We start from the raw sequence: 20592 nt of genomic DNA, 5'->3' as shown, positions 1-20592 counted from the left end.
GTATCTGATGTCGGGCCGGGCGATGTGTCTGAGACACTGGGTGCGCCGGGATTTCGGCCGATGCTTCTGGCCGGACCATAGCCTCAAGCGGTCCGGTGCGCCGGCGACAAACAAGCAAGCGGGTCAGCAATGATAGGTCTCGTCCTCGTCACGCATGGGCGACTGGCAGAGGAATTCAAGTCGGCGCTGGAGCATGTGGTGGGTCCGCAGGAGCGGATCGCGACCATCTCCATCGGTCCCGACGATGACATGGAGCAACGGCGTCAGGATATCCTGGCCGCCGTGGAGAGGGTCAACGAGGGCGCGGGCGTCGTGCTGCTCACCGACATGTTCGGCGGGACACCCTCCAACCTCGCCATCTCCGTAATGGAAGGCAAGAACGTTGAAGTGGTCGCCGGCGTGAACCTGCCGATGTTGATCAAGCTGGCGAGTGTCAGGGCCGACACCACGCTCGCCGACGCCGTCGAACAGGCCCGCAAGGCAGGGCGGAAATACATCTCCGTCGCCAGTCAGGTTCTGTCGGGTCAATAGGAGGCTGCGCCGTGATGCATGATGATCGCCCGTCCGCCGGGCAGCAACAGCAGGCGGCGCTGGCCGAAGAGGCGGAAGTGGACGACATGTCCCGCCACGGCCGCATCGAAAAGCCCGAGCAGGAACGCGATCTCAGGATTGTGAACCGGCGCGGGCTTCATGCGCGCGCCTCGGCCAAGCTCGTGAAGCTGGTCGAGCAATTCGACGCGCAGGTGGAGGTCTCGCGGGACGGCCAGACGGTTGGAGGCACCTCGATCATGGGTCTGATGATGCTTGCCGCCAGCCCCGGCTGCTGCATTCATGTGGCTGTCGCGGGCAGGGAAGCCGAAGCCGTTCTGGAGGCGGTCACGAAGCTGGTCGAAGAGGGGTTCGGCGAGACGGATTGAGCGGCTCTTCAGTTTCTTGTTTTGGCATCGGCCCCGAAACCGGTTTCCACTTTCAGGCCTGGTGTTCTGGGGGATGAAACGAGACGGAAGGTTTCCTTCCGTCTCGATAAATTCTCCATAGAATCAAGGCGCTAGTAGTACAAATCTGCGCGCGTCGGGGGCAGCGGCGGTATCCCCTTCGCACTCCGGGTTGCAAGCGTCTGGTAGATTCGCGCCGAGCCGCGGTGGAACGCCAGCGAACAGCCACCCAGATAGGCGACCCACAGCCGGTAGAGTTCGGGACCGACCAGCGCTTCGGCTTGCGCGCGGCGCGCGGTCAGCCGTTCGCACCAGATCCGCGTTGTCGTCTCGTAGTGACGCCGCCAGTTCTCGACATCCTGCACCTCGAAGCCCGCGCGCTCCATTTCCATCACTGTGTGGCCGATATCGTCGAGCTCGCCGCCGGGAAAAATATACTTTTGCAAGGCGCGCTGTTCCGACCGCTTGATCAGCCGGTGACGCTTGCGCTTGGCGCGGCGCGAAATGGCGTGGTTGAGGAACAGTCCGTCGGGCCGCAGTAATCGGCGCACCGTGTCGAAATAGGTCGGGATGTTGTCGAGCCCGATATGTTCGTACATGCCGACAGAGACGATCTTGTCGAACGTGCCGTCGAGATGCCGGTAGTCCTTCAGTTCGAAAGTGATGCGGTCGTCGAGCCCCAGGCGCTTGGCCTTGGCCGTCGCGAAGGCGAGCTGTTCCTCCGACAACGTCACCCCGTGTCCGATGACGCCATAATGCTGCACCGCGTGACACAGCAGTCCGCCCCAGCCGCAGCCGATGTCGAGCAGCCGGTCGCCGGGCTTCAGTCGAAGCCTGGCGCAGGTCATGTCCATCTTGGCCAGCTGCGCCGCCTCGAGCTCGGTCTCGGGCGTGGGAAAGTAGGCGCAGGAATATTGCATCTCGGGATCGAGGAAGAGGTCGTAGAAATCGTTGCCGACGTCGTAGTGGAAGTTGATGAAGCGCTTGTTGTCGCTGGTCTGACGGCTCTTGCCGTCGGCCGCGGCGCCGAAGCCGCGCGTCTCGTCGGGGGAAATGGCGCGCGCGATGAGGACCGGCCAAAGCGCCTTGGCGAGTGCCAGCTTGCCGACGCGCCGCAACTGCCGCCGCGCCGACTTGTCGAGCGCGAAGGGGGCGCCGATGTCGATGATCGTGCCGCCTTCGATGTCGATATGGCCGTGCGCGTAGTGGCGGATCAGCCGGTCCAGCGACGGCCGGCGGAGCAGCGAGGGCAGCACGCCGGGTTCGTTGATCGTTAGCATCAGCCCGGGAACGACATCACGTCCCAGCGGCTCGACCGACCCGTCCCACAGGCGAAGCGAAAAATGCGCGTCGAGATTCGCTCGCACCATTGCGATGAGCTGACGCAAGGAACCCGCCAGCCGCGCGTCGCCCTGCCGTTCCGTCGTCTCGTTCATTTCGCTATCCCCTATTCCAAAACTGTGAGGCCACAAGCCGAGCCATCCAGTCCTTCTAGCATTCCTGGTGGGGGAAATGGCGACGGCCTGTCGGGGGCAACTCTACGCCGGCCATGCGAAATTAACGTCTCGGCCATCAATATAAAGAAATCTTTATATCCTTATTGCCGCATTTCCCTATCGGCGTTATAACGCGGCCGATCGTTTTGGCCGGCTTCCGGCCGCAGGACGTGGAGGGGCTGCGCCCCGTTCCGTCCATTTCCGGTTCACGCAACCACAGGAATTCTCATGACCGCGACCAACTACATCGTCAAAGACATCGCCCTTGCAGACTGGGGCCGCACCGAGATCGACATCGCCGAGACCGAAATGCCGGGCCTGATGGCGGCTCGCGAGGAATACGGTGCATCCAAGCCGCTCAAGGGCGCGCGCATCGCCGGCTCGCTGCACATGACGATCCAGACGGCCGTCCTCATCGAGACGCTGGTGGCGTTGGGTGCGGAAGTGCGCTGGGCCTCGTGCAACATCTTCTCCACCCAGGACCAGGCTGCCGCGGCAATCGCCAAGTCGGGCGTTCCGGTTTTTGCGGTGAAGGGCGAGACGCTGGAAGAGTATTGGGAATACGCCGACAAGATCTTCGAGTTCGAGGGTGAGCCCTGCAACATGATCCTGGATGATGGCGGCGACGCCACCATGCTCATCCTGCTCGGCGCCAAGGCGGAGAAGGACCCGAGCGTCCTCGACAAGCCGTCCAACGAGGAAGAGGAAGCCCTCTTCGCCACGATCAAGAAGCGTCTGGCCAAGAACCCGGGCTGGTACTCGAAGATCCGCGACTCGATCCAGGGCGTGTCGGAAGAGACCACCACCGGCGTCATGCGTCTCTATCAGATGGAGAAGCGCGGCGAGCTTCCCTTCCCCGCGATCAACGTCAATGACAGCGTCACCAAGTCGAAGTTCGACAACCGCTACGGCTGCCGTGAATCGCTCGTCGACGGCATTCGCCGCGGCACCGACGTGATGATGGCCGGCAAGGTTGCGGTCGTGTGCGGCTACGGCGATGTGGGCAAGGGCTCCGCGCAGAGCCTGTCTGGTGCCGGCGCACGTGTCGTCGTCACCGAGATCGATCCGATCTGCGCCCTTCAGGCCGCGATGGACGGGTTCGACGTCAAGACGCTGGACGAAGTCGCCCCCACGGCCGACATCTTCGTCACCGCGACGGGCAACAAGGACATCATTACGATCGACCACATGCGCGCCATGAAGGACATGGCGATCGTGTGCAACATCGGCCATTTCGACAACGAGATTCAGGTCGCAAGCCTGAAGAACTACAAATGGACCAACGTGAAGCCGCAGGTGGATCTGATCGAGTTCCCGGAAGGCAAGCGCATGATCCTGCTCTCCGAGGGCCGTCTGGTGAACCTCGGCAATGCCACCGGTCATCCGAGCTACGTGATGTCTGCCTCCTTCACCAATCAGGTGCTGGCGCAGATCGAGCTCTTCACCAAGGGTGATCAGTACAAGAACTCGGTTTATGTCCTGCCCAAGCACCTGGATGAAAAGGTCGCCCGTCTGCACCTCGACAAGCTGGGTGCGAAGCTGACCGTGCTTTCCGACGACCAGGCCGCCTATCTCGGCGTCGAAAAGACCGGCCCGTTCAAGAGCGAACTCTACAAATACTGATCGGGTTCGGGCCAGGGATTGTGGGCACCGCGGCAACGCTATTGGTTGTCCAAGGGTTTTCCACTGCTCCGGCCTGACTCAAACCCCGGGATTGACTCGCGGAGTGCGTCACAGGCGCGCTCCGCTTTTTGTTTTAGGGGTTGGTACTCTTCTGCCTGATTCCCAAACGCGTTATGGTAACGCGAATCACACGCCGCACGAGGCAGACGGCGACGGGATTCGGGGTTTCAATTACGCCTCCAGCGGCGGAGGGGACGGTTTCGATGCCGGACTGCGGCAAGATCCGTGCGCGCACCAATGCGGCACGGCACGGGCGGATTCCATGTGACATTCAGGAAGGCGGCGCGGCAAGCGTCGAACCTCGTATTGTCCGCATGGAACAGTGCGCCGATGGATCGCGCACTGAACCGTGCAGGGGTGCGAATGGCGCCGCGCGCACGCGGGCTCATGGTCTCCGCCGGTCTGTCATCCGCACTCTGCGTTCCTCGACGAGCCTTGCCGTCGCTGTTCCCGTCCTTGGTGGTCTGGCCTTTCCCGCGGCCGCCGCGCTGCCGGGTTTTTCGGATCTTTCCGGCCCGCTCAATTCTCTGGAAGTGATCTGGTTCGCCGCCCTTGTCGGCGCCATTGCCTTCGGCGTTGCCAGTGCCGCCGGCATGATGCGCATCCGTCGCCGTGCCCAGGGTCAGATCGAACGGCTGACCACGGAAAACGGCGACCTGAAGTTGCGCCTCGACAGGCTGGAAGGTGTTCTGGATACGGACGACCAGCGCCTTGTCGTCTGGCCTTCGCGTGAGGCGGAAGCAATTGTGCTCGGGGGTCTCAACGGGGCGAGCGGTGCGCCGCGCAGCCCGGCCTCGCTGCTGGCCTTCGGAACGTGGCTCAAGCCCGATAGCGCCGCGCGGTTGGAAGGGCTTCTTGAGACGCTGCGCGAGGACGGCACGGCCTTCACGTTGACGCTGCAGGCCCGTCAGGGCGGCTTCATCGAGGCATCGGGCCGTACCGCCGGCGGCTGGGCCGTGCTGCGGCTGCGCGACCTGACAGGCGAGCGCGCTCGTCACGCGGACCTCGCGCACGATCACGCCCGCCTCAACTCCGACATGACGACCTTGAAGGCGCTGCTCGATGCGCTGGACGGTCCCGTCTGGCTGCGCGATCCCGAAGGTCACATCTCGTGGGTCAACCGCGCCTATGCGGCCGCGGTGGAAGCTGAAGCCGGAAACGCGGTCGAACAGGATATCGAGCTTCTCGATGCCGCCGGTCGGCGTGCCATGAGCGAGGAGCGCGACGACGACGGCCGCTTCAAGTCCCGCCTGCCGGTCGTCGCCGCCGGCCGCCGGCACGTCTTCGATGTCATCGATATCGCCCGTTCCTCCGGCAGTGCCGGCATGGCGCTCGATACGTCCGAACTGGAACAGATGCGCGGGGAACTGAAGCGTACGGTGGAATTTCACGCCCGCACGCTCGATCAGCTCGCCACCGCCGTCGCCATCTTCGGCCCCGATCGCCGCCTGCAGTTCCACAACGCTGCCTTCCAGACGTTGTTCGGCCTCGATCCCGCCTTCTTGGAAAGCGGACCGGACGACGGCGCGGTGCTCGACGCCATGCGCGCGGCGCGCAAGCTGCCCGAACAGGCCGACTATCGGCAATGGCAGAAGAAGCATCTGGAGAGCTACCAGTCGCTGGAGCCGCGCGAAGTGTGGTGGCATCTGCCCGATGGCCAGACGCTGCGCGTTATTGCCAACCCGCATGCCAAGGGGGGCGTCACCTACATCTATGAGAACGTCACCGAGCGCATCGAACTGGAAAGCCGCTACAACGCGCTGATCCGCGTGCAGGGGGAGACGCTCGACCACCTGACCGAGGCCGTCGCCGTGTTTGGCTCAGACGGACGGCTCAGGCTTTGGAACCCCGCGTTCGCCTCCTTCTGGCGGCTCTGCGATGAGGATCTCGGCGAGAGCCCGCACGTCTCGACCGTCTTCGGCACCTGCGCGCGGCTCTTCCCCGATCCCGATGCCTGGAAGGCGCTGACGACGACTATCACCGGACTGGCCGACAACCGCGCGCGCGCCTCTGGCCGCATGCAGCGCCCCGACGGCAACGTGCTCGACTACACCACCGTGCCGCTGCCCGACGGCGGCACGCTGGTCGGCTTCGTCAACGTGACGGATTCGGTCAATGTCGAGCGCGCGCTGATGGACAAGAACGAGGCCCTGCGCGAGGCCGACCAGCTCAAGAATACCTTCGTCCAGCACGTCTCCTACGAGCTGCGCTCGCCGCTGACCAATATCATCGGTTTCGCCCAGCTGTTGTCCGATCCCAAGTTCGGCACGCTGACGGCGAAACAGTCGGAATACACCGACTACATCATGTCGTCGTCGTCCGCGCTGCTGGCGATCATCAACGACATTCTCGATCTCGCGACCATCGATGCCGGCATCATGGAACTTGATCTGGGCGAGGTCGAAATCGCCGATGCGGTCGATGGCGCCATCGAAGGCGTGAAGGATCGTCTGGTCGATGCCAATATCGACCTGCGCGTCGACGTGCCGGATGATATCGGCGCCTTCGTCGCGGACGAGCGGCGTCTGCGTCAGGTGCTCTTCAACCTGATATCCAACGCGATCCGCTATTCCGAAGAAGGTGGCGTCGTGGAACTCGCCTGCACCCGCAATGGCAGCGAGATCAGGTTCGTCGTGCGTGATCATGGCTGCGGCATCGCCAAGGAACACATCGACAGCGTGTTCTCGCGCTTTGTCGGCCACACTTCCGGCTCCCGCCGGCGCGGTGCGGGCCTCGGGCTCGCCATCGTCAGGAGCTTCGTGGAACTGCACGGCGGGGCGGTGGAGATCCAGTCGGAGGAGAACGTTGGCACCACGGTCGTTGCCAAGTTCCCGCAAAGGCCGAAGGTGCCGGAGCGCGACGCGGCCGAGTAGCGGCGCTGCGGACTTCCCGCATGTGGCATTCGCAAGCCGCCGCGCCGGCCCCCGCTGACTGGTGTCCTGCTCTTCACCGCAGGATCAGACACGCGCTATAAGCTTGCACGCTCCAACAACGCCCGAGAAAGCCGCCGTGTCCAACCTGAGCCCCCTGCGTGTCGATCTTGCCAGCGAGGCCGCCACGCATCGTCTGGCCGAAGATCTCGCCATGATCTTGCGCCCGGGCGACGCGGTGGCGTTGCACGGCGATCTCGGTGCCGGCAAGACGACTCTCGCCCGGGCCCTGCTGCGCATCCTTGCCGACGATCCGCAACTTGAGGTCCCAAGCCCCACATTCACGCTCGTCCAGCCATACGATCTTGCGCGCTTCCCCGTTGCGCATCTCGATCTGTACCGAACGGAAGATCCGGAAGAAATCGTGGAGCTTGGTCTTGACGATATGCTGGCGGAAGGGGCGGTTCTCATCGAATGGCCGGAGCGGGCGGAGGGAATGCTGCCGGCCGATACGCTTTGGCTGGTGCTGGAACCGGGCGCGGATGCCAATTCCCGCGTCGCGACCTTTTCGGCCGATGCCGGAGACTGGGCGGAGCGTCTTCCGCGCACGTTTCAGCTGCGCACCTTTCTCCACAATGCGCGCTGGAGAGATGCGACCCGGCGTTTTCTGCAAGGGGACGCATCGGCGAGGCGCTACGAGACCGTCGATACGCCGGCGCGCCACGCCATCGCGATGAACGCACCGGCCCGACCCGACGGACCGCCCGTGCGCGAGGGAAAGCCTTACAGCCGCATCGCGCATCTGGCGGAAGATGTGCGCCCCTTCGTTGCGATCGGCACGGCCCTGCGCAACGCGGGGTTCCGGGCACCGGAAATATATGCCGCGGATCTGGAGGAAGGCTTCCTGCTGATCGAGGATCTGGGGCGCGGCGCGATCGTTGCAGACGGGGCTCCGATCGCGGAGCGCTATGAAGCAGCGGTGGAATTGCTGGCGGACCTTCATGCCCGCGTCTGGCCGGGCGAAGTTCCTGTCGGCGAAGGCTCGCGCTACTGTCTGCCCCGCTACGATCGCGACGCCCTGATGATAGAGGCGGAACTCTATCTCGACTGGTACGTGCCCGATGTCACCGGCGCGCCGGTCTCCGAAGACGCCGCCACTGTCTTCCGGAAGGGCTGGGACCGATTGATTTGCCTGATGGAAACATCGCCGACGACGTGGGTGCTGCGCGATTATCATTCGCCGAACCTGATCTGGCGCAACGGCAAGGCGGGCGGCAGAGACCGGCTGGGACTGATCGATTTCCAGGACGCGGTGATCGGACCGGAAGCCTATGACCTCGCCTCGCTCGCGCAGGACGCGCGCGTCACCGTGCCCGCCGAACTGGAGCAGGTGCTGGTGCAGGCTTATGTCGATATCCGCCGTTCGCGGGATCCGGAATTCGACGAAGCGGCGTTGCGGCGCGACTACGCTATTCTGGCCGCGCATCGCGTGACCAAGATCATCGGCATCTTCACGCGCCTTGCCCGGCGCGACGGCAAGCCCGGCTATCTCGTTCACATGCCGCGGCTCTTTGCCTATCTGGAACGCTCCCTTTCGCACCCGGAGCTTTCCGACATAAAGCTCTGGTACGATCGATTCGCACCGCGATAGAAATCCGCGACGGAAAATGGATGAGGCCGGAAAACGGCCTTCGAAGATTGAAGAAATGACTGAAAAGAAAACGTTCCGCCCCAAACGGGCGATGATCCTTGCTGCCGGTCTCGGCAAGCGCATGCGCCCGCTGACCGCCACGACACCCAAGCCGCTCGTCGAAGTCGCCGGCAAGGCGCTGATCGACCGCAGTCTCGACCGGCTGGTCGATGCGGGCGTGGAGACGGCGGTGGTCAACGTCCACTGGCTGGCGGATCTGGTCGAGGTTCATCTCGCCCGGCGTTCCTCGCCGAAGATCGAGATCTCGGACGAGCGCGGCGCGCTCCTGGAGACGGGCGGCGGTATCGTCCGAGCGCTCGACAAGCTGGGTCCCGATCCCTTTCTGCTGTTTAATTCGGACAGCTTCTGGATCGAGGGGTCCAGACCCAATCTGGAGGTCATGTTCGAGGCCTGGGATGAAAGCCGGATGGAGGCGTTGCTGATGCTCGCCTCCACCGTCGAGACAGTGGGATATGCCGGCCCGGGCGATTTCGTCATGGAGCGTGACGGTCTGCTCGCGCGGCGCGAGGAACGAAAGGTGGCGCCCTTCGTCTATGCCGGCACCGCTCTTCTTCACCCGCGCCTCTTCGAGGGTGCCCCCGAAGGCGCCTTTTCGCTGAACATGCTCTTCGACAAGGCGATCGAGGCAGACCGGCTCTACGGCGTGCGCATGGATGGTCTGTGGCTGCACGTCGGCACGCCCGATGCGATCGCCAAGGCCGAAACCAAGATCCGCGAAAGCGCGGCCTGAGGGTCGCAAGAGGCGTTTCGGCCGACCTGCGAAATACCCTAAGCTCCCGGTGCTGATTCCTTTTGGGAGCGACCATGCCGGCCGAACCGCGCCTTTTCACGATCCCGTCGACCGCGCCGTTTCTGGACACGCTGGTCGACCGTCTTCTCGACGGGTCGATGGTGCCGGACTTTGCGCCCGGCCGCGATCCGCTGGCGCTGGCCGACGCCACCATCTACCTGCCGACACGACGCGCGGCGCGCTCCATTCGCGAGGCATTTCAGCGTGCCTTCGGTGGCCATGTGGCGTTGCTGCCGCGCATACGCCCGCTCGGCGGCGTTGACGAAAGCGAACTGGTGCTGCACGCGAGCGCCGACCTCGAGCCGCTGCCCCCCGCCATGAGCGACATGGAGCGGAGGATCGCCATGACCCGGCTGATCCTCGCCTGGGCCACGAAGGTCCGCCGCGAGATCCTGAAGCTCAAGCCCGGCGAGACGATCGCCATTCCCGCATCGCCCGCCGATGCCGCATGGCTTGCCGGCGATCTTCTCTCTCTTATGGACCAGATCGAGACGGAGGAGGCGGACTGGTCCGCGATCCAGTCGCTGGTTCCCGATGACTATGCAGAATACTGGCAGATCACGCTGGAATTCCTGAAGATCGCCACCGAGATCTGGCCCGCCTATCTGGCCGAAAACGGCTGCATGGATCCCAATGCCCGCCGTTCCGCGCTTATCCGGCGCGAGGCGGCCCGGCTTGCGGCAAACCCGCCCAAAGGGCCGGTGATCGTGGCTGGTTCCACGGGCTCCGTTCCGGCCACCGCCGATCTGATCAAGGTCGTGGCGCATCTGGAGCAGGGAGCCGTCATCCTGCCGGGGCTCGACCGCGCCATGGACGAGGCCGTCTGGCGGGCTCTGACCGACGTCACCGACCCCGTTCCCTCCCACCCGCAATACGGGCTGAAGCGGCTGTTGATGCATCTGGACGCGGATCGCGGTCAGGTGGTGGATCTCACCGGACCCGCCTCGTCGGATCTTGCCGATCGCGAAATGATCGCCGCCGAGGCGCTGCGCCCGGCAGAGACGACCGACGCCTGGCGGGAGTTCCTGAAGGAGCCCGTCATCGAGCGTGCGCCTCAGGCTTTTGCCGAGGTGTCGCTGATCGTTGCCCGCAACGAGGCGGAAGAGGCTCTGGCTCTGGCGCTCGCCTTACGCGAGGCGGTCCATGAGGGCCGTCAGGCCGCGTTGGTGACGCCCGACCGGATGCTGGCGCGCCGGGTTGCCGGTGAATTGCGGCGATGGGATCTTGCCGTCGACGACAGCGCTGGCCAGCCGCTTGACCGGTCTCCGCCGGCGACACTTGCAAGGCTCGCCACTGCCGCGGCACTCGACGGGCTGGAGCCGGTCACCTTGCTGGCGCTCCTGAAGCACCCTCTCTGCCGACTGTCCTTGCCGGCAGCCTCCATTCGCAACGCCACACGGGCTCTGGAGCGTGCGATCCTGCGCGGGCCTCGGGCGCGGCACGGCACGCGGGGACTGACGGAGGCGCTCGATGCGGCCGAAGCGGAGGCCGCCGTCGCCACCCGTCTGCCGCGCTGGCGCCGCCTGTCGGAAGCGGAGTGGAGCGAGGCGCGTGATCTCTGTCGGCGTCTTGCCGGGGCTCTGAGGCCGCTGGAGGAGCTTTTCGAAGGGCGCGGGCTGGTGCCGGTCGAGATCCTCGCCGAGCGCACCATAGCCTGCCTGAAGGCGCTCGCAGCCGATGAGACAGGCTCCGACATCGCTCTCTTTTCCGGTGAGGCGGGCGAGGCGCTTGCCGGTGCGCTGACGGGGATTGTCGAGGCGGGCACTGCCGGCCTCGCCATTCCGGCCGCCGATTGGTCGCCCGTCTTCGATGCGCTGATCTCCGGTGTCCCCGTTCATACCCGCGCGCCGGCGGATCCGCGCATCCATATCTGGGGGCCGCTTGAGGCGCGTCTTCACTGGCCCGACGTGCTGCTGCTGGCCGGGCTCAACGAAGGGACATGGCCCGCAACCACCCGCAACGATCCCTGGCTCAACCGGCCGATGAAGCACGAGGTCGGGCTGGAACCGCCGGAACGGCGCATCGGCCTCGCCGCCCATGATTTTGCGCAAGGGCTTGGCGCGCGGCGGGTTGTTCTCTCACGCGCGGCGCGTTCGGGCTCCGCCCCCACGGTCGCCTCGCGCTGGCTTCAGCGGGTGCTGACGCTGGCAGGCAATCAGACCGCGAAGGCGATGGAGGTGCGGGGCGTGCGCTTTCTCGACTGGGCCCGCGCGCTCGATGCCGCCAGTGGGCCTGTGCGCCCGGCCGCGCGGCCCTGGCCGAAACCGCCGGTCGAAGCGCGCCCGCGCAAGGTTTCCGTCACCGCCGTGGAAACCTGGATCCGCGATCCCTACGCGCTGTTTGCCCGCGATATCCTGAAGCTCGATCCGGTCGACCCGCTCGGCGGCGTTCCCGGGGCGGCGGAACGCGGCACGCTGATCCACGACGTGCTCGCCGATTTCATCGATGAATGGCGCCGCCTCTTCGATCAGGCCGCCCTCGACAGACTCCTTGAACTTGGACGCGAACGCTTCGCGCCCCTAGCCGCCTTTCCCGAGATCCATGCGCTCTGGTGGCCGCGTTTCGAACGTATCGCCGGCTGGTTCGTCCTGGAATTCGAGGCTGGACGGAGCGGGATCGCGGCTCGCCATCCGGAAGTCGCCGGACGTGTGGAGATCGTGGGGCCCGCCGGCCCATTCTTCCTCACTGGCCGTGCCGACCGCATCGACCTCGCGGAGGACGGTTCGCTCGTGCTGCTCGACTACAAGACCGGCACGCCGCCATCTGCCAAGGAGGTGGCGAGCCTCTTCGCGCCGCAGCTGCCGCTTGAAGCCGCCATGGCGGTGCGCGGCGGCTTCAAGGACATTCCGGCGGACACCCCCGTTTCCGAGATCGCCTATATCCGGCTTTCCGGTGGCACGGAGCCGGGGCAATACAAGTCGGCGCAATCCAAAGACGTCGATCTCGCGGACCTGGCGGAGGATTCGTTTGAACGTCTGACGGGACTTATCGGCGCCTATGACCGGCCGGAGACCGGCTATCTCTCGCGCGCACGCCCGAAATTCGAAGGCCGCATGGACGGCGACTACGATCATCTGGCGCGGGTGCGCGAATGGTCGGTTGGCGAGGAGGGGGAGAGCTGATGGAAATCCCGGCCGTCACGCTGGAGCGTCAGCGCAACGCCTCTCATCCCGAAGCTTCGGCATGGGTGAGCGCCAATGCCGGCGCGGGCAAGACCTTCGTGCTCGCCCGCCGGGTCGTGCGGCTGTTGTTGAATGGCACCAATCCCTCGCGCCTCCTGTGCCTGACCTTCACCAAGGCGGCGGCGGCGGAAATGGCCTCGCGCGTTTTCGATACGTTGGCGACATGGGTCTCGCTCGACGATGAGGCGCTCGTGGCCGCCATCACCGACATGGGCGAGCCCGAACCGGGGGCCGACAAGCTCGCTCGAGCCCGCAGGCTTTTCGCGACTGCGCTGGAAACGCCCGGCGGATTGAAGATCCAGACGATCCACGCCTTTTGCGAATCGCTTCTCCATCAGTTTCCGCTGGAGGCGAATGTCGCCGGGCACTTCACCGTGCTCGACGAGCGCGTGCAGGACGAACTGCTGGCCGAGGCCCGCGCCCGGGTGCTCCACCAGGCGGCCGAGGACGAGGACGGCCCGCTCGGCCGTGCGCTCGCCAGCCTCATCGCGCTCATGTCCGACGGCAAGGTGGCCGACGTGGTCGACGCCGTCATCGCCAAGCGTGACGATCTGCGCCGCTGGATCGTGGAGGCGGGAACGCTGGAAGACGGGCTGGTGGCCCTGTCGGCGGCCTTCGGTATAGCCCCCGGCGAAACGGTCGCCGCCTGCGACGCCGAAATTCTGAACGGGGGCATCGAGCCTGAACGCCGCAAGGCGATCGCCGAGGCGCTGAGGACCGGCGCCAAGACCGATCTCGCCAAGGCCGAGGCGCTGGATGCCTCGATCTCCGCCTCTTCCGAGGAGGAGCGCCGCCGCGCCTATCTGTCCGCTTTCCTCACCAAAAAAGGCGAGCCGTTAAAGACCTCGGCGACAAAGGCGATCCAGCAGGCCTTTCCCGAGGTCGTCTCAAGGCTCACAGACGAGGCGGCGCGTCTCGTGGCGCTGTTCGAGCGCCGCCGGGCCATTGTAACCATGGAGGGGACGGGTGCGTTGATGCGGCTCGCCGATGCCGTCCTTCAGCACTATGAGCGCGACAAGCGCCAGCGTGGGCTGCTCGATTTCGAGGATCTGGTGGTCAAGACCGCCAATCTGCTATCCGCCCGCGAGGCGGCCGCGTGGGTGCAGTACAAGCTCGATCAGGGCCTCGATCACATTCTGGTCGACGAGGCGCAGGACACCAGCCCGCGCCAGTGGCAGGTGATAAGCGCGCTTGCCGAGGAGTTCTTCGCCGGCGCGGGCGCGCGCTCCGTTACCCGCACGCTATTCGCCGTGGGCGACGAGAAACAGTCGATCTACTCGTTCCAGGGCGCCGTACCCGCCTATTTCGCGGAAATGCGGCGCTATTTCCAGCGCCGTGCGAGTGAGGGCGGCGGCCTCTTTCACGATGTGCGGCTGACGCTCTCCTTCCGCTCCACGGCGGATGTGCTGGGGGCGGTCGATCTCGTCTTTGCCGACGAGGCCGTGCGCAAGGGGCTCTCGCGTGATGGCGAGGCGCCGGTACACGAGGCCGTCCGGCGCAACGATCCGGGGCTTGTCGAGATCTGGCCAATGGCGTGGGAGGAAAAGACCGAGCCGCCCGACGACTGGCAAAGACCGCTCGATCACGCGGGGCCGGGAAGCCCGATGATCCGCGTCGCGGAGCGCATCGCCGCCACCGTCGCCGGCTGGCAGCACGAGGGAACCGCGAACGCCGGCGATGTACTGGTGTTGGTCCGCAAACGTGGTGCCTTCGTCGCGGCCCTCAACCGCGCGCTGAAGGTGGCGGGTGTCGCCGTGGCCGGCGCGGACCGGCTCACCTTGAGCGAACACATCGCGGTTCAGGATCTCGTCGCGCTCGGCCGCTTCGTGCTGCTCGCCGAGGACGACCTGTCGCTTGCCGCGCTGCTGAAGAGCCCGCTCTTCGGGTTCGGTGACGATGATCTCTTCCAGATTGCGTACGAACGCGGCGAACGCACCCTGTGGCAGGCGCTGCGCGCGCGCGCCGATGGCAAGAACATCTGGAAAGGCGCGCTCACGACGCTGGAGGACTGGCGGGCGCGGGCGGACTTCGTGCCTCCTTATGAATTCTATGCCCGCATACTGGGTGCCGATGGCGGGCGCCGGCGCATGCGCGAGCGGTTGGGGCAGGAGGTCGATGACGTTCTGGATGAATTCCTGAACCTCGCGCTCGATTACGAACGCACCGGCGTGCCGGGGCTCGAGGGCTTCCTCGCCTGGCTGACCGCCGCCCCGACCCAGATCAAGCGCGAGATGGAGGGTGCCGGCGGCGCGGTGCGCATCATGACGGTGCACGGTGCCAAGGGGCTGGAAGCCCCGATTGTCTTTCTGGTCGATTCGGGTGGCAAGCCGGCCCATCACGGCCACGATCCGGACGTGCTCGCTTTTTCATTGTCCAATGACCCGATTGCGGCACCGGCCCTCGTCTGGAAGCCCGCGTCCGGCGATCAGACCGCATGGCATGCGGAGGCGATCGGCGCCGTGCGGGAGGCGGCGGAAGAGGAATATCGCCGGCTTCTCTACGTGGCGATGACGCGCGCGCGCGACCGGCTGGTCGTTTGCGGTTTCGCCGGGTCGCGCGGTCCGTCGGAGGGCTGTTGGCACGCTCTCGTGGACCATGCTCTGTCGCCCGGCGCGCAGGAGACCCGCGATGCGGCCGGGGAGGTGGTGGCGCGCAGCTGGCACAAGGAAAGGCCGTATACCGGCGATACGCCCGATGACAGGGATCAGACTTCGCACCAGGAGCGCGAGCACGAGGAACGCGCGCCGCAAGCGACCGCGCCGCTCCCGGACTGGGCAACGCGCACGGCCGATGCCTACCGACTGCCGCGCCGTCTCGCCCCTTCTCGTGCTGTCGATCTGCTGGCCGTTTCCATCGAGGAACCGGAGCCGCGCCACGCGCTGGCCGCCGCGCTCGATCCGGGCCACTGGGGACTGGTGCGCGGACAGATCGTCCACAGATTGTTACAGTCGCTGCCCGATATCGACGCGTCGGAACGGCGCGAGCGGGCACGGAGCCTGCTCGAAAGCGCGCTCGATGAGCACTTTGCTGATCGCGGTGACGCACTTTTGCGCGAAGTTTTCGCGGTGCTCGATGATCCGGCTTTCGCAGCGGTTTTTTCTGCCGGCAGCCGGGCGGAGGTCCCGATCGTCGGGACGCTCGTCAATGGCGAGGGGCAGACCTTTGCCGTTTCCGGGCAGATAGACCGGCTCGTCGCCACCTCGCGTGACGTGCTCATCATCGACTACAAGACCAACGCCGATCCCCCGTTACTGCTGGAAGCGGTTTCGGATGATTATGTCGCCCAGCTCGCGGTCTATCGCATGCTCGTCTCGCGGCTCTATCCTGACCGCAAAGTGCGGGCGATTCTGTTGTGGACCGAGGCCCCGCGTCTGATGGAGATCCCTGAAGACGTGCTCGTTTCCGCCGTGAAGGGATTGTCTGTCATGGCCTGACGGTGTTGTCGCGGTGCGTTCGCTTGACGCCTCGTGCCCGCCTTCCTACTTTTGGCCCAACACGGGTCGCGTTGCGCGACCCTCAAACCGAAGAGGTTTTCCAATGGCGACTGAAAAGGTCACCGATGCGTCCTTCGATACGGATGTGCTGAATTCTTCCGAGCCTGTCGTCGTCGATTTCTGGGCGGAATGGTGCGGCCCCTGCAAGCAGATCGCACCGGCGCTCGACGAGATCGCCAGCGAGATGGAAGGGCAGGTCAAGATCGCCAAGCTGAACGTCGACGAGAACCAGAACACGGCGATCAAGTATGGCGTGCGCTCGATCCCGACGCTGCTCCTGTTCAAGAACGGCGAGCTGGCCGCCACCCAGGTGGGCGCGGCGCCGAAGAGCCGGCTGGCGGACTGGATCAAGAGCGCTCTCTGATCGGTCGTTCGTGCGGAGGCAGATCCTGCTGAAGCAAGCCCGATCGACGGTCGCGTTTTCCTGAAAGGCCCCGGTGCCAACGGCGCCGGGGCCTTTGCGTTTATGCTGTGCTTTGTGGTGCTGACAGCCACTTGCGCGGAATTCGCCGGCTATACGGACTTGATTTTCTGTGCCGGAACCCTCAAATGCGAGCCACAATCGGTATTATTCCTGCCGTTTCCAAGACGGGGACACTATGAGCGACGAAGCCAAGAACACCGAAAACGAAGCCGCGTTGGATCCCGCCGAGGAGAATGCGCGCGGCGCTGCTGGCGGCCCGAAAGCTGGACAATCGGGTGCGGCCAACGATGACGGCCCGATCGATGCCGACGCCCTTGCAACGGAAAACGCCGAGATGAAGGACCGCATGCTGCGCACGCTTGCGGAGATGGAGAACCTTCGCCGGCGCACGGAACGCGAAATCTCCGACGCCAAGACCTATGCGGTCGCAAGCTTTGCGCGCGACATGCTCAATGTCGGCGACAACCTGCGCCGGGCTCTCGATGCCGTACCGGAAGAGATGCGCGCCAACGCCGATGACGGCTTGAAGTCGCTGCTCGAAGGCGTGGAGATGACCGAGCGCGAGATGCTGAACCAGCTTGAAAAGCACGGCGTGCGGCAGATCGATCCTTCGGGCGAGAAGTTCGATCCGAATTTCCACCAGGCGATGTTCGAGGTGCCGAACGACCAGGTGCCGAACGGCACGGTCGTGCAGGTGGTCCAGACCGGCTATGTCATCGGCGAGCGTGTTCTGCGCCCGGCCATGGTCGGCGTGGCGCGCGGCGGCCCGAAGGCGCCATCGAAGCCCGAAGGCGCAGGTGAAGCCGGCCAGACAATCGACAAGACCGCGTAAGCCGCGTTTCGCGAGAGCGAAAGATGCGGGACAGGTGCGATTGCCCCCTTCTTCGAAAGGAGCTGGCGCGCTTCTTCAAGATGACGATCCCGTGTGTTGTCGGGCTTCAGGAAAGGCCCGGCGGCCGTGTCGCCATCTTGAATGATCCTCTTTCGCCAGCACGCGGCGCGATGGCGGCCCGGTCAGGCTCGCCAGACCCGTGAAATCATCATGGTTTTTGCATCACTCCCGGCTTGTGCGATTTTGATTTTGCCGTCGCGTGCGACCGCGCCATTTCCCCGCCGTGCCCGTTCGAGCTAGCCTGTACCATGGCAAACCTTCTTCAGATCCTCGACTTCATCGGCGTGGCGGTCTTCGCCATCTCCGGCGGCATTGTCGCCTCGCGCCTGAAGCTCGATATCCTCGCCTTCGTCCTGCTGGCGACCTTTACGGGGATTGGCGGCGGCACGCTGCGCGATCTGTTGCTGGGTGCGCCGGTCTTCTGGGTGGGTGACCAGACCTATCTGCTCATCTGCATCGCGGCCGGCATTGCCACCTGGTATCTCGCGCATCTGGGAGAGGCGCTCGGCAAGCCGCTGCGCTGGGCCGATGCGGTGGGCATGGCGAGCTATTCGGTGATGGGTGCGGCCAAGACGTTGACCATCATCGACCGACCGGTGGTTGCCGTGCTCATGGGGGTCGCGACGGCGGCTTTCGGTGGCGTGATCCGCGACACGATCGCCAGCCAGCCGAGCGCCATCATCAACCGCGAGATCTATCTCACCGCAGCCTTCGGCGGCGCATTCTCCTATGTGATGATGGTTGAGGCCACAATGCCACCTTGGCCGGCGGCGATTGTCTCCGGTGTCATCGCATTCGGATTGCGCGCGGGCGCGATCCAGTTCGGCTGGTCGCTTCCTGGCTACCGACCACCGGGAAACGAATAGGGGCCGGTTGCCGGGTCAGATCGCTGCGAAAGCGGATTGCAGCTTGTCACGGACGGGCTTTGCGAGTTCGGCACTCCGCCCGTTCTCGATCCGGCTGAGTTCCTCTTCCGGGTCGATGGCGGAAACCTCCACGCCGTCTTCCGTCTGTCGAATGATGATGTTGCAGGGAAGAAGAACGCCGGTCTCGTCCTGCGCCATTATCAGGCGACGGGCACCTGTGTGGGCGAAATCTCCCGAGACCTCCCCGGAGCGCGGAGCTTCACGGCCGCCGAGGCTGCCGGCGGGAATGCTCTTCAGATCGAGTTCGGAAACGACCTCCAGGCCTTCAGCCTTCAACGCGTCCTTCGTACGCTGGAGCACGGTGTCGAACGGACTGTCGATCTTGCGGGCGATGTGGCAAACCATGGCGCACCTCCATCTCTTTCGTCTCTCCGGTCGCGGCTATAGCCGTTTACCGGAGCAAGGACGTCCCCTAATAGAGATGGGGCACGATGGCGCTGGAGCAAGGTCACGCGGCCCGACGACGGGATCCGCCGCAGATGAAAACGCATATGGCAGGCTTTGTCAGGCCTTGAGGAAGACGTGGATGGCCGCGGCAAGATCCTCGATCGCGGTACCCGTCGATTTGAAAAGCGTCACCTGATCGTAGAACCGCCGCCCGGCCTTTTCGCCGCGGCAAAGCTCGAAGAGATCGGCTGCCACGTCCTCGGCGGAGATGATCCCGGCCGCGATCGGCTGGGCCATGTCACCAGCCTCCGACAACGCACCGCCGCGCGTATCGACAAAAAGCCGTGCCTTTGTGACCGCCGCATCGTCGCTCTCGCGAAGATCGGGACGGAAGGCGCCGACCAGATCAAGATGGGTCCCGGGGGAGAGCCAGTCGCCCTTGACAAGCGGCTCGGAGGAAATCGTCGCACACGAGACGACATCAGCCCCGCGCACGCCGCCTTCCAGATCCTCGGTGGCGCGCACCGTAAGCCCGTGCTTGCCGTTTATGGCGCGGGCGAGCTTTTCCGCCGCGGCGGGGGTGCGGTTCCAGATCAGGACTTCGCTCAGAGGCCGAACGGAGGCATGCGCGCGGATCAGGTAGGGCGACAGGGCGCCGGCACCGACCATCAGCAGTCGGTTGCTGTCCTCGCGCGCCAGATAGCTTGCCGCAAGCGCGGAGGCAGCCGCAGTGCGCCACAGGGTGATCGCCTGTCCGTCCATCACCGCAAGCGGTTCGCCGCTCTGGCCTGACATGAGCATGTAGGTGCCCATGACCGAAGGCTTGGAAACTTTCGAATTGTCGGGAAAGACCGAGACGATCTTCACGCCGATATAGCCACGCTGGGAATGACCCTGTGCGGCGAAATCGTTCCATGCGGGCATCAGCAGCAACGTCGCATCCGCCCCGTCCGGGCGAGCGATGGTGTGATGGTGGCGCACAGGCGTCTCTATCTCCGCGCGGAAGGCGCTTCTGAGCGTCTCCACCAGATCGCGGAAGGTCATGATGCCGTTGATTTCAGACGCTGTTATGACGCGCATCGTCTACCCAAGACTTGCAGTATCGGTCTGTTGCCGCAAAAAGCGGCGGTACGGTACGAGCCAGGCGCGCGAAATATCAGGCAGCGCGCTTGTCGCCTGGAGCGGGAAGGCCGGGACGGTCCGGGTTTGCGGCCTGAACCTCTTCTTTCAGCCGCTCCGTCTCGTGGCGCAGGCTATCGGCCTCGCGGCGCTTGTGACGCGCTTGACGGCGCCACTTGGCCTGTCGGGCCCACGCGCCGAGGCCGCCCAGCACGATGCCGATGCCAAGCGCGCCGAAGAGCAGCCAGAAGAGCGGCACGGTGATGGAGAAAGCCGGCTGACCCGGCGAAAGCGGATCGAGCGACAGCATCGTTTCGTGACGGTTTGCCACGGCAAGCAGGATGACCAGCACGGCGAACAGGGCGACCGGCAGGAGCAGGATGGTCTTGACGATCCGTTTAAGCACGGCGGGGGAACCTCATGCTGTTGGGCCTCGTCGCCCACCTGGGCGCGAAGCAGCGCAAATCAAACCTATGATGCAGCGAACGGGGGGCAAGCGGCAAGTGGGGGGAAATGCCGCGATGTGCTGCATGCCGACGCAGCGGTGGCGCTAGAATCCGCCTGGAGCCGGCAAGGGGCTCGATTGTCGCAAACACTCGTTCTCAAAGCGATGGCCCGGGCAAACGGCCTGCAAGGGCAGATCGCTGGGCGCGAGGCGGAAACGTGGCCGCCTCCCAGAATGA

General features: G+C 65.0%; 15 protein-coding genes. 11 read left to right on the top strand and 4 right to left on the bottom strand.

Annotated features, from left to right (window positions below):
- Positions 1-129 precede the first annotated feature (129 nt).
- On the top strand, positions 130-531 hold the full coding sequence (locus tag C8N35_RS03975; RefSeq protein WP_107988280.1) for a PTS sugar transporter subunit IIA: 402 nt from the start codon (positions 130-132) through the stop codon (positions 529-531).
- A gap of 86 nt (positions 532-617) precedes the next feature.
- On the top strand, positions 618-917 hold the full coding sequence (locus tag C8N35_RS03970; protein ID WP_107989070.1) for an HPr family phosphocarrier protein: 300 nt from the start codon (positions 618-620) through the stop codon (positions 915-917).
- 131 nt (positions 918-1048) lie between these two features.
- Here C8N35_RS03970 and C8N35_RS03965 read toward each other — a convergent pair whose 3' ends face one another.
- A complete protein-coding gene (locus tag C8N35_RS03965) occupies positions 1049-2371 on the bottom strand; it encodes an SAM-dependent methyltransferase (RefSeq protein WP_107988279.1) in 1323 nt (440 codons plus the stop codon).
- 288 nt (positions 2372-2659) lie between these two features.
- Between C8N35_RS03965 and ahcY the strand changes: the two genes are divergently transcribed.
- The 9 genes from ahcY (at position 2660) to C8N35_RS03920 (ending at position 18343) form a co-directional block, all read left to right on the top strand.
- Complete coding sequence (ahcY, locus tag C8N35_RS03960; RefSeq protein WP_107988278.1) at positions 2660-4054, top strand: adenosylhomocysteinase; 1395 nt, start codon at positions 2660-2662, stop codon at positions 4052-4054.
- 263 nt (positions 4055-4317) lie between these two features.
- On the top strand, positions 4318-6987 hold the full coding sequence (locus C8N35_RS03955; RefSeq protein ID WP_245926650.1) for a sensor histidine kinase: 2670 nt from the start codon (positions 4318-4320) through the stop codon (positions 6985-6987).
- Between the two features lie 136 nt (positions 6988-7123).
- Positions 7124-8635: a tRNA (adenosine(37)-N6)-threonylcarbamoyltransferase complex ATPase subunit type 1 TsaE gene (gene tsaE, locus C8N35_RS03950; RefSeq protein WP_170122016.1), complete on the top strand. Its 1512-nt coding sequence runs from the start codon at positions 7124-7126 to the stop codon at positions 8633-8635.
- Between the two features lie 55 nt (positions 8636-8690).
- Complete coding sequence (locus C8N35_RS03945; protein WP_107989067.1) at positions 8691-9425, top strand: nucleotidyltransferase family protein; 735 nt, start codon at positions 8691-8693, stop codon at positions 9423-9425.
- A gap of 74 nt (positions 9426-9499) precedes the next feature.
- Positions 9500-12607 carry a double-strand break repair protein AddB gene (gene addB, locus C8N35_RS03940; protein ID WP_107988277.1) on the top strand — a complete coding sequence of 1036 codons (3108 nt, stop codon included), beginning with the start codon at positions 9500-9502 and terminating at the stop codon, positions 12605-12607.
- Positions 12607-16101, top strand: a complete 3495-nt coding sequence (addA, locus tag C8N35_RS03935) for a double-strand break repair helicase AddA (protein ID WP_107988276.1) — start codon at positions 12607-12609, stop codon at positions 16099-16101. The genes addB and addA overlap by 1 nt, the downstream gene beginning before the upstream one ends.
- A gap of 103 nt (positions 16102-16204) precedes the next feature.
- Positions 16205-16525: a thioredoxin TrxA gene (gene trxA, locus C8N35_RS03930; RefSeq protein WP_107988275.1), complete on the top strand. Its 321-nt coding sequence runs from the start codon at positions 16205-16207 to the stop codon at positions 16523-16525.
- Positions 16526-16760: 235 nt separating this feature from the next.
- The gene (grpE, locus tag C8N35_RS03925; RefSeq protein ID WP_107988274.1) at positions 16761-17417 is read left to right on the top strand and encodes a nucleotide exchange factor GrpE; all 657 of its coding nucleotides are present in this window, start codon (positions 16761-16763) and stop codon (positions 17415-17417) included.
- Between the two features lie 308 nt (positions 17418-17725).
- Positions 17726-18343, top strand: coding sequence for a trimeric intracellular cation channel family protein (locus C8N35_RS03920; protein WP_107988273.1), 618 nt, complete (start codon positions 17726-17728; stop codon positions 18341-18343).
- A 15-nt stretch (positions 18344-18358) separates the two neighbouring features.
- Here C8N35_RS03920 and C8N35_RS03915 read toward each other — a convergent pair whose 3' ends face one another.
- From C8N35_RS03915 to C8N35_RS03905, 3 genes are all read right to left on the bottom strand, one after another.
- Positions 18359-18748 (bottom strand): DUF302 domain-containing protein, encoded by a 390-nt coding sequence (locus C8N35_RS03915; RefSeq protein WP_107988272.1) that lies wholly within the window; start codon positions 18746-18748, stop codon positions 18359-18361.
- A 159-nt stretch (positions 18749-18907) separates the two neighbouring features.
- A complete protein-coding gene (lhpI, locus tag C8N35_RS03910; RefSeq protein ID WP_107988271.1) occupies positions 18908-19870 on the bottom strand; it encodes a bifunctional Delta(1)-pyrroline-2-carboxylate/Delta(1)-piperideine-2-carboxylate reductase in 963 nt (320 codons plus the stop codon).
- 76 nt (positions 19871-19946) lie between these two features.
- Positions 19947-20315: a lipopolysaccharide assembly protein LapA domain-containing protein gene (locus C8N35_RS03905; RefSeq protein ID WP_107988270.1), complete on the bottom strand. Its 369-nt coding sequence runs from the start codon at positions 20313-20315 to the stop codon at positions 19947-19949.
- Positions 20316-20592 lie beyond the last annotated feature (277 nt).

Origin of the sequence: Breoghania corrubedonensis (assembly GCF_003053845.1) — a bacterium.
GTDB classification, from domain to species: Bacteria; Pseudomonadota; Alphaproteobacteria; order Rhizobiales; family Stappiaceae; genus Breoghania; species Breoghania corrubedonensis.
Note: the sequence above shows the minus strand (reverse complement) of the source record. Positions and strands in the feature narration are given on the sequence as shown.